Origin of the sequence: Limnobacter olei, from assembly GCF_029087225.1 — a bacterium.
GTDB lineage: Bacteria > Pseudomonadota > Gammaproteobacteria > Burkholderiales > Burkholderiaceae_B > Limnobacter > Limnobacter olei.
The window spans coordinates 1-7,837 of record NZ_JARFJD010000044.1 but is presented as its reverse complement, the minus strand read 5'-3'; the positions used below and the strand labels follow the sequence as shown (position 1 = coordinate 7,837).

7 protein-coding genes and 1 pseudogene are annotated in these 7,837 nt (G+C 45.8%); 6 read left to right on the top strand and 2 right to left on the bottom strand.

The window, feature by feature from the left end:
* Positions 1 to 76 precede the first annotated feature (76 nt).
* The 4 genes and pseudogenes from PY990_RS16070 to PY990_RS16060 all read left to right on the top strand — a co-directional run bounded on the left by PY990_RS16070 (position 77) and on the right by PY990_RS16060 (position 3,257).
* Entirely contained in the window at positions 77 to 1,027 is a 951-nt protein-coding gene (locus PY990_RS16070) for a TniB family NTP-binding protein (RefSeq protein ID WP_275272469.1), read from the top strand.
* A gap of 59 nt (positions 1,028 to 1,086) precedes the next feature.
* A pseudogene (locus tag PY990_RS16420) lies at positions 1,087 to 1,398 on the top strand (TniQ family protein); the annotation flags it as partial.
* 376 nt (positions 1,399 to 1,774) lie between these two features.
* Positions 1,775 to 2,803, top strand: a complete 1,029-nt coding sequence (locus PY990_RS16065; protein ID WP_275272468.1) for a TniQ family protein — start codon at positions 1,775 to 1,777, stop codon at positions 2,801 to 2,803.
* Positions 2,804 to 2,942: 139 nt separating this feature from the next.
* Positions 2,943 to 3,257 carry an MbcA/ParS/Xre antitoxin family protein gene (locus PY990_RS16060; protein WP_275272467.1) on the top strand — a complete coding sequence of 105 codons (315 nt, stop codon included), beginning with the start codon at positions 2,943 to 2,945 and terminating at the stop codon, positions 3,255 to 3,257.
* Positions 3,258 to 3,577: 320 nt separating this feature from the next.
* Here the strand turns inward: PY990_RS16060 and PY990_RS16055 are convergent, their stop codons facing one another.
* Positions 3,578 to 3,796 (bottom strand): DUF3147 family protein, encoded by a 219-nt coding sequence (locus tag PY990_RS16055; protein WP_159569248.1) that lies wholly within the window; start codon positions 3,794 to 3,796, stop codon positions 3,578 to 3,580.
* A 121-nt stretch (positions 3,797 to 3,917) separates the two neighbouring features.
* Between PY990_RS16055 and PY990_RS16050 the strand changes: the two genes are divergently transcribed.
* Together PY990_RS16050 and chrA are read left to right on the top strand one after the other, a co-directional pair.
* Positions 3,918 to 4,862, top strand: coding sequence for a chromate resistance protein ChrB domain-containing protein (locus PY990_RS16050; protein WP_159569249.1), 945 nt, complete (start codon positions 3,918 to 3,920; stop codon positions 4,860 to 4,862).
* Positions 4,859 to 6,238 (top strand): chromate efflux transporter, encoded by a 1,380-nt coding sequence (chrA, locus tag PY990_RS16045; protein WP_275272466.1) that lies wholly within the window; start codon positions 4,859 to 4,861, stop codon positions 6,236 to 6,238. Before PY990_RS16050 ends, chrA begins: the two co-directional genes overlap by 4 nt.
* A gap of 330 nt (positions 6,239 to 6,568) precedes the next feature.
* On the opposite strand, the gene PY990_RS16040 is transcribed toward chrA, so the two are convergent.
* A complete protein-coding gene (locus tag PY990_RS16040) occupies positions 6,569 to 7,768 on the bottom strand; it encodes a reverse transcriptase domain-containing protein (protein ID WP_275272465.1) in 1,200 nt (399 codons plus the stop codon).
* Positions 7,769 to 7,837: the final 69 nt, after the last annotated feature.

The following is a 7,837-nucleotide window of genomic DNA, read 5'->3' as shown; positions in this document are numbered from 1 at the left end:
GTTTGGCCAGAATATGCACTTTCGACCGATATTGAACTTACCTCTGAAGTTTCTTCTTGGAATCTAGGAGGGCAAGATGTTTGAAGTTTCAATGACACCAGAGCGTGCAAACCCTCTTGATATCGACAAAGAACGAATACGATTTTTATACCCAACCCGTTCAATTATCGCGGCGGAAAAGCTTGATCTAACCGCAATCACCACACAGGACTTATCAAGAGGTGTCGAGCGTTTGACCCGGATTTATAGCTTGGGTGGCTATTTTAGAAATCCCCAAGGAGGAATGTTGATTGGAGAACCGGGGAGCGGAAGAAAGATGCTTCTTGAGACCTTTCATGCAAGCCTTCAGTCGAGGGGCGAATTGGATCCAAATGCGAGAATTTTACAAGTCAGCCTGGATGAGGCCATTTCACGAAGAAGCTTAGTTTCAAAATCTTTGGTGGCGATGCGTTATCCAATCCAGGATGGTGGAACAGGAATCGAGACTTTCAAGCAAGCTCGACTTTTACGAATGTATTTAAGTAAAAGGGAAATTCGACTTTGGGTTGTACACAATGCAGATATATTCGTGAGGCCGAAGCAAAACTCCGCAAATTTGCTGCCAAAACATACTGCTGAATTGGCGATTTTTCTATCGAGTATTTCGAGGGAACTCAAGTTGCCTTTGTTATTAGTTGGTACAAAGAAACTTCGAGAATTGCCAAGAACCTCTTCCGACCTAGCCTCGTGTACTGACATAGAGATTCCGATGGGAGATCTCTCGACTGACGACAATTGGCCTCGAATGTTGAGTGGCTTTAAGAAAAGATTACTTGATGATTTCGGAATTCAATCACAGATCTTTGACCAAGTAGGTCTGGGCATGATTGCTCAGTACGTAGGCACGAGCAAACTGAAATTGGCGCGCGTTATGCTGGAGGTGTTGATGATCGTTGTACGTGATCAAAGGCAAGTTGCCACTGTAGATGACTTGAAAGAAGCTTTGAGTTACCTCGCCAACATTGAATCAACCGAGAATGTGCTGTGAGTGCTCACACCGCACTCTGTGCATCGCCTCGGTTTTCCGATGAGTCTGCACTTGGTTACATGTACCGAAGTCTTCGTGAAAACGATTTGGCTTTGCCCTGGCTCCGAAATCGATTGGGTATTCGTAACGATGCTTTCCCGCAAAGAATGCATCATCAAGCTGTGGTCGAGGTATTTGGTAACGGTATAGGTCCAGATGATCTCTATGAGCAAACCAGAGGTAAAGCGGGCGGACGTATTTATCGCCTAGTTATAACATTTCGATCTCAGGTTAGATTTCGCCATCCAGCAATTTGTCCATTGTGCGTTTATACAAATCAGTACCTGCGCAAATCTTGGGATTTGACCGCCTCAACGGTATGTTCGCAACACGCCTGTTATTTGGTGGATTCTTGTAGCTGGTGTGATCGCAAGATCAGTTGGGCACGCCCATGGATTTGCACGTGCACGTGTGGATGCCCATTGGGAATTGAAGGCGACTTAGCGAGGCTAGCCAGATCAGACTTGATGTTGGCGCATTGGATTGATAACAAATTACAGGAGGGGCAAGCAAGTTCGATAGATGTTTTTCGATGGCTAGATTTACTTGAATACGGACAGTCAATTTATTTGCTGCTCGCATTTGGGATTAATGAGAGGCCGTATCAATCGCATCGCCCAAGTTGGGCATCAATCCGGTATTCGATACCGCGTTTTCACGAAATACTGAATCGAGGTTTTGTTAGGTTCACTGACGTGATGTCTTCAGATGAGCGAAGGTACTCCAAGTTGGAACCATTTGTTCACGAACCAGCCCTCGCAAAACTGGCTTGGTCGATTGATTCACCGTTACGTTACAACTTTATCGATCAAATTTATGCACGAATCTTCAATTACCACTGCCCGTCATCGCTCTGTTCAAATTCCGCTCAACTTTCATTCAAGTTCTGATCGAGTAACACTGGCGGATGATTTATTTCTAAGTTTGTTACCACTTCCTCTGCCCATGGAGTCTTTGATCTCATGGATCTCACGGGCCGCGATCGAATGTGGCGAAAGCTTAGATGAATTGCTAGAGGTGCTTGGTTTGATGAAGGGTGAGGCACAAGACTTTTCCATTGGGATTGGAGCAATTGAGCATCTGGAGCGCATATTCCTAGTGAACATGCCTTGGTTCAAAATGCAACGTCAAATTGTGAGCAGGTTATTTCGGAATTTAAATTGCAATCAAAATTCAAGACGTTTTGTAATGCCATTACAAACCTTGAAGTTTTGTCCACGTTGCATGGTCGAGGATCAGGTGCCGCATTTCAAGTTTGAATGGATGCTTTCGTTCGTCCGGGTGTGCAGAACCCACGGTTGTTTATTGGAAGTGGCTTGTCAGAACTGTAGGCACCCAATCGAACTGCCCGTATGTCCTAAGCGCCAACGTAAAGTAGGCAGGGAAATTGGAATTCTCATGGAGTGTCCAAACTGTACTGAACTGTTAACTGATGGCAATGGCTTACGTGTACTTGATGACGATTGGAAGTCTCTAGGGGTGCTACCAGACGATGAAGTAATTAGACTTCAAAACGGTAACGCGATACTTAGTTGCCTTCTGCATGGCTACTTTCAGTTTGGCCACCAGAAAAACAGACTGGATAAAATTTCCATCAATGCCCTGTATCAGGGTGGATTTATTAGTTCAATAGATCAGAGTGAACTGATTCGTCTTGTCCATCAACATTATGAATTCCTTCGTCCACCACTGCTGCACCGATTACGACAGCTTTTGATTTCGTTTCAATTCGAATAATTTTTGTTGTCGACTGTGGTTTGGTAACTATGCGATCAACATGGAACCCATGTTATTAAAACTTACCTCTTTAGCATTGCAATAAGACCAAACATGCAATCGGGATAGCTTTCCTATTCAATGTTTCGGTAGAAGTGTTTTGGCTAAGGCATTTATCCATTTAATTATTCAAGTTATGAGTGAAAAAGATATGATTTTCAAGGTTTGGGGGCTTAGTACTGGTGATTCGACTCGGATCATCGAGAAGGTTTGCCCTGAGACACTAGAAAAGTCACTGCTCACAATCCACAGGTATTTGTGCTTTCTTTTTCCCCAAGAAGAGGTTCGAAACAATTGGATGCGAAGATCGAATGGTGCTTTTGGTGGTCAGCGACCAATTGACTTGATTCTTGAAGAAGGCGATCGAGGATTGGTGACGGTCGAAAATTATCTAGCTGGTGCAATGCAGAGATAGGAAGCATGACTTGTGATGTCACCGCCAATGTAAAAATGACCCACTAGATGATGCAGAAAGTGGCATCAGTTGCAGAAGTTGGAGTTTGATTAGACAGAATGTGTCAGATCGACATGGAGTAGATTGTCCGCAACTGGGCCAAAGCCGCCAATCCAGATAATTGATAGAACGTCCGCTATAGAGCGGAAATCAGTCAACAATTCCGCAATTGAAAACGCAACTAAGTTGCTGACCTGTAAATACACCTTCTAGACGATTTCAAAAAACTTACCTTCCTCTGTCCTGGAACCGAAGGGAGTTTCTCCCTTCGGAAAGACAAGTCACTTCACTGAAAACCGAACACCCACATTCTTTTTGTCAGCCAAAGTCACCGAGGCAATCACCTTTGCACCTTCCACATAAAGCCAAATCAATGTCAGCAACGTGACAAGCGGGATCGACGCAATAAAAGCGCCCAGTTTGTCGCTGCGCTTGGCCAATTCAGAGATCAAAACCACAAGCCCAGCGGTGATCAGGTACTTCGTTGCAATCCATGCCATTCAAACCGTCCAAACTACTGTCAACGTTTCCAACAATGACGAGAACAGATGCGCAAGTCAAATTACTCAATCCACTCATTTTATGTAACAATCATAACAACATGTTATGAGCGTTATATAAATGCGAAATTGGTTGGTTTTAATTAGCAGCCTTCCCTCTGAAAACACCTCGCTCAGGACCAAGCTGTGGCGACTTTTCAAAGCAATCGGCGCACACCCGTTACGCGACGGGGTGTATCTGTTGCCGGACCTCGATTCTTGTCGATCATCCTTCGACAGCATTCAGCATGAGATTACTCAAGCGGGAGGGAATGCCTGGGTGTTGGAAACACAGCCCTCGAATGAAGCTCAATTTCCAGTTTTTTTTGATCGCAGCGCAGATTACGCATCCCTGCTCGAACATTTAATTCAAGCGAGGCGCTTAGGGGCGTCCAGTCCCACAGATGCAGAACGTGTGATCAAACGCTTACAAAAGGAATTGGATCAGATCGCATTGATTGACTATTTCAAAGAGGCTGCTCATGCACAAGCGGTTTTGGCCATGGAGCAGTTCGCGAAGGATCTGAGACTTTTACACAGCCCCAATGAACCTCATTTCGCAACAGGCACTATCAAACAACTTTCGGTTAAAGACTTTCAGTTCAAAAAATGGGCCACTCGCAAAAACATGTGGGTCGACCGCATGGCTTGTGCTTGGTTAATCAAGCGATTCATTGACACAGGGGCCACATTTCTCTGGCTGGGGCATCCTTCAGAGTGCCCCGAAGATGCGCTGGGTTTTGATTTTGATGGAGCGCAATTCACGCACATCGATTCGAAGGTGAGCTTCGAGGTTTTGATTGCTGCCTTTGACCTACATATTGATGGTCTCACAAGACTGGCCAACGTGATTCATTTTCTGGATGCAGGTGGCATTCCTGTGCCTGAGGCAACAGGGGTGGAACGCATGCTGGCAGGTCTTCGAAGTCAAGCGCCAGATGATGACCAACTGCTGGCTATGGTAACTCCTGTTTTCGACGCCCTGCTAATTGCATTTCAAAACGATAACGAGCAATCCCAACCATGAGTTCTAACACTTTGCAAAATCAAGAAACGCATTCGCCTTCCCAAGTTGGCTTTTGGGAAGCTTTCAGATTCTGGCTCAAACTTGGCTTCATCAGTTTTGGAGGTCCCGCCGGTCAGATCGCGATCATGCACCAGGAATTGGTCGAGAAAAAGCACTGGTTATCTGAGCGGCGCTTTCTACACGCGCTGAACTACTGCATGGTTTTGCCCGGTCCGGAGGCGCAACAGCTTGCAACTTACATTGGATGGCTTATGCATCGGACGGTCGGCGGAGTGCTCGCCGGTGTGTTGTTTGTGTTGCCGTCCTTGTTACTGTTGATCATCTTGTCTTGGGTATACATTGCATTGGGCGATACTCCGGTGGTTGCCGGTCTTTTCTACGGAATCAAACCGGCAGTTACCGCTATCGTGTTTCAGGCAGCCCATCGAATCGGATCAAGGGCGTTGAAGAACAGAATACTTTGGACGGTGGCAGCCTTGTCATTTGTGGCCACCGCAGTGTTCAGTATTCCGTTTCCCCTTATTGTGGCCATGGCCGCATTGCTGGGCTACTGGGGTGGAAAAGTCAGGCCAGCACAATTCGCAATCGGTGGAGGGCATGCATCATCCCAAAAGGATTACGGACGCGCGCTTGTTGATGACAACACACCGACTCCTGTCCATGCGCTTTTCACATGGAAGCGCCTTATTCAGGTTGCTGCGATTGGTTTGAGTTTGTGGGCTGTACCAATGGGGTTGATGACACTGTACTTTGGCTGGGAGCACACACTGACCCAAATGGGCTGGTTTTTCACGAAAGCTGCGTTGCTCACATTTGGCGGGGCTTATGCAGTACTGCCCTATGTTTACGAGGGTGCGGTAGAGCATTTTTCCTGGCTCAATGCAACCCAGATGATTGATGGATTGGCTTTGGGAGAAACGACTCCCGGCCCGCTCATTATTATTGTGACTTTCGTAGGATTTGTAGGGGCCTATTTAAAGGAAGTTTTTGGTCCAGAGCAGTTATTCTGGGCGGGTGTTGCAGGAGCCACCGTTGTGACCTGGTTCACATTCCTGCCTTCATTCATCTTCATATTCATGGGTGGCCCCTTGATTGAAACCACCCACAATCAACCCAAGCTGACTGCCCCGTTGACGGCGATAACTGCTGCTGTGGTAGGCGTGATCTTAAACTTGGCTCTGTTTTTTGGTTACCACGTGCTTTGGCCGAGCGGTATGTCCACAACTGCATTTCTCTCTGGGTTTGAATGGCCGGCCGCTCTGATTGCCGTAATAGCGACACTTGCGCTTTTCAAGTTCAAACGGGGGGTGATTCAAGTGATCATTGGCAGCGCATTGCTTGGGTTGTTGGTGACACAAGTCAAAGCGTTTCTTTGAAAAGGAATCTAACGCTATTCGTTCATGGGTTTGGCAACTAAACCATGGTTAGTCTTGGCGTTCGCTGTAAGTTTGTGGAAGCAACATCCCGAAGAACTTATTTCGCCGTTCTTGATGAAGATTCGCACCTAAATCACAACAGAGAACCCCACCTTTTGGTGAGGCTTGTGTCAGATCAACTGGGAACTACTGCATCTAACGGCTACTTCGGATCAAAAGCTGTCGCTATTGCAAAGGTCATTTTAGTCCGCTTCGGCCGAACAGCCGAAATAAAACTTTGATGCAATCTGACACTGCCTGTTTGGTCTGATCTTAACTTCTACACATCAGTCAGCGCAGATTCAGAAATCGACGGACCTCAGCACTTACAGAGTTTATTTTGATACCCAGTTCTTGCTGATAGAGGTTCCTAAGCGTTTTTTGTTCAATGTCTTTCAGGTCGTTTTTTAGTTCATCGGCGTTCGTGCACGCACGATAAGCATCAATATAGCCATTGACCTTTGCTGAAAGATGAGGGCCTAGGTTTCTAAGGGTTATTCCTCTACTGATCAATTCTTTAATTGTTCCCAGCTGAAGAATTTCTGCTCTGATTTTTTGTCGTTGATTTTTTGAAAGTCTTAGTTCGTACCCTGTTGGTGATTTAGCTAGTTCTAATCCCAAGAATTCGGCAGGATCGGTTGGTGAGTAAATTATTGATTTTGAGCCAGGTGTAATCTCAGGAAGACTTAGCTTTAATTTACTAATTTCACTCTGGCATGTCTCAAGAATTGACTGGCAACTTTGTTCGCTGTCAGAGAAAAATATTAGGTCATCGGCATACCGAACAGTTTTGAGTTTGAGCTCCATCAATTTTTTGTCTAAAGGATAGAGCAGCAAATTCGCAAAAAAAGGCGAAAGTGGCATCCCTTGTCTGACTCCGAGGCCCGTTTTTATTCCAAGAACTTTGAGTCTTGACGCTGTGTTAGATCTTGATTTGTCGACTTCGCAGCTAGCGGCCATCATCAGAATCTCATGCAAAGAAGAATCTTTGATCTCCTTTCGTATAGTGGCCTGTAGGAGCTCCCGCGGAATCATATCGAAAAATGAGGTGATATCCGTTTTTAGAACCCAAGGGTTCTTTTTGCGTAGATCACATGCTCGTTTTGCAGCTTCGAGGACGGATCTACCTGGTACAAAGCCGTAGCTGATCGAATTATCCAGTTTGTTCAAATACTTGAACGACAAAAAATTGACTAACGCGCGTTGAACGATTCGATCTTCGACCGTCGGAACACAGATGAGCCGAAATTTCTCTGAATGTGGCTTAGGAATGAAATGAGGGTAAAGCGGCTTAAATCGAAATTCGTTATTGTGAAGTTCTCTCGCAAGCTTGGCGATGTTGGCCTTGTGATGAATTTCGAAGTCGTTGATGCTGATGCCGTCAATTCCGACAGTGTCTTTTGATCGCTTCGAGGTCTTTGAATAGAGATGCTTCCACGCTTTTATCAAAGCTTCGGTGGAAAGAGCTTTTTGAAAAGAACTAGCGGCCATTGTTAGGTGTCATGCGAGTGTCGTTCCTCCTGGACTCGCACACATAAGCCCCGTAGGCAGGCTCCAAGC

What these genes read in the sequence shown, in the direction of transcription:
- PY990_RS16070 (WP_275272469.1), top strand. Translation starts at nt 77, where the DNA reads ATGTTTGAAGTTTCAATGACACCAGAGCGTGCAAACCCTCTTGATATC.
- PY990_RS16065 (WP_275272468.1), top strand. Translation starts at nt 1,775, where the DNA reads ATGAGCGAAGGTACTCCAAGTTGGAACCATTTGTTCACGAACCAGCCC.
- PY990_RS16055 (WP_159569248.1), bottom strand. Translation starts at nt 3,796, where the DNA reads ATGGCATGGATTGCAACGAAGTACCTGATCACCGCTGGGCTTGTGGTT.
- PY990_RS16050 (WP_159569249.1), top strand. Translation starts at nt 3,918, where the DNA reads ATGCGAAATTGGTTGGTTTTAATTAGCAGCCTTCCCTCTGAAAACACC.
- chrA (WP_275272466.1), top strand. Translation starts at nt 4,859, where the DNA reads ATGAGTTCTAACACTTTGCAAAATCAAGAAACGCATTCGCCTTCCCAA.
- PY990_RS16040 (WP_275272465.1), bottom strand. Translation starts at nt 7,768, where the DNA reads ATGGCCGCTAGTTCTTTTCAAAAAGCTCTTTCCACCGAAGCTTTGATA.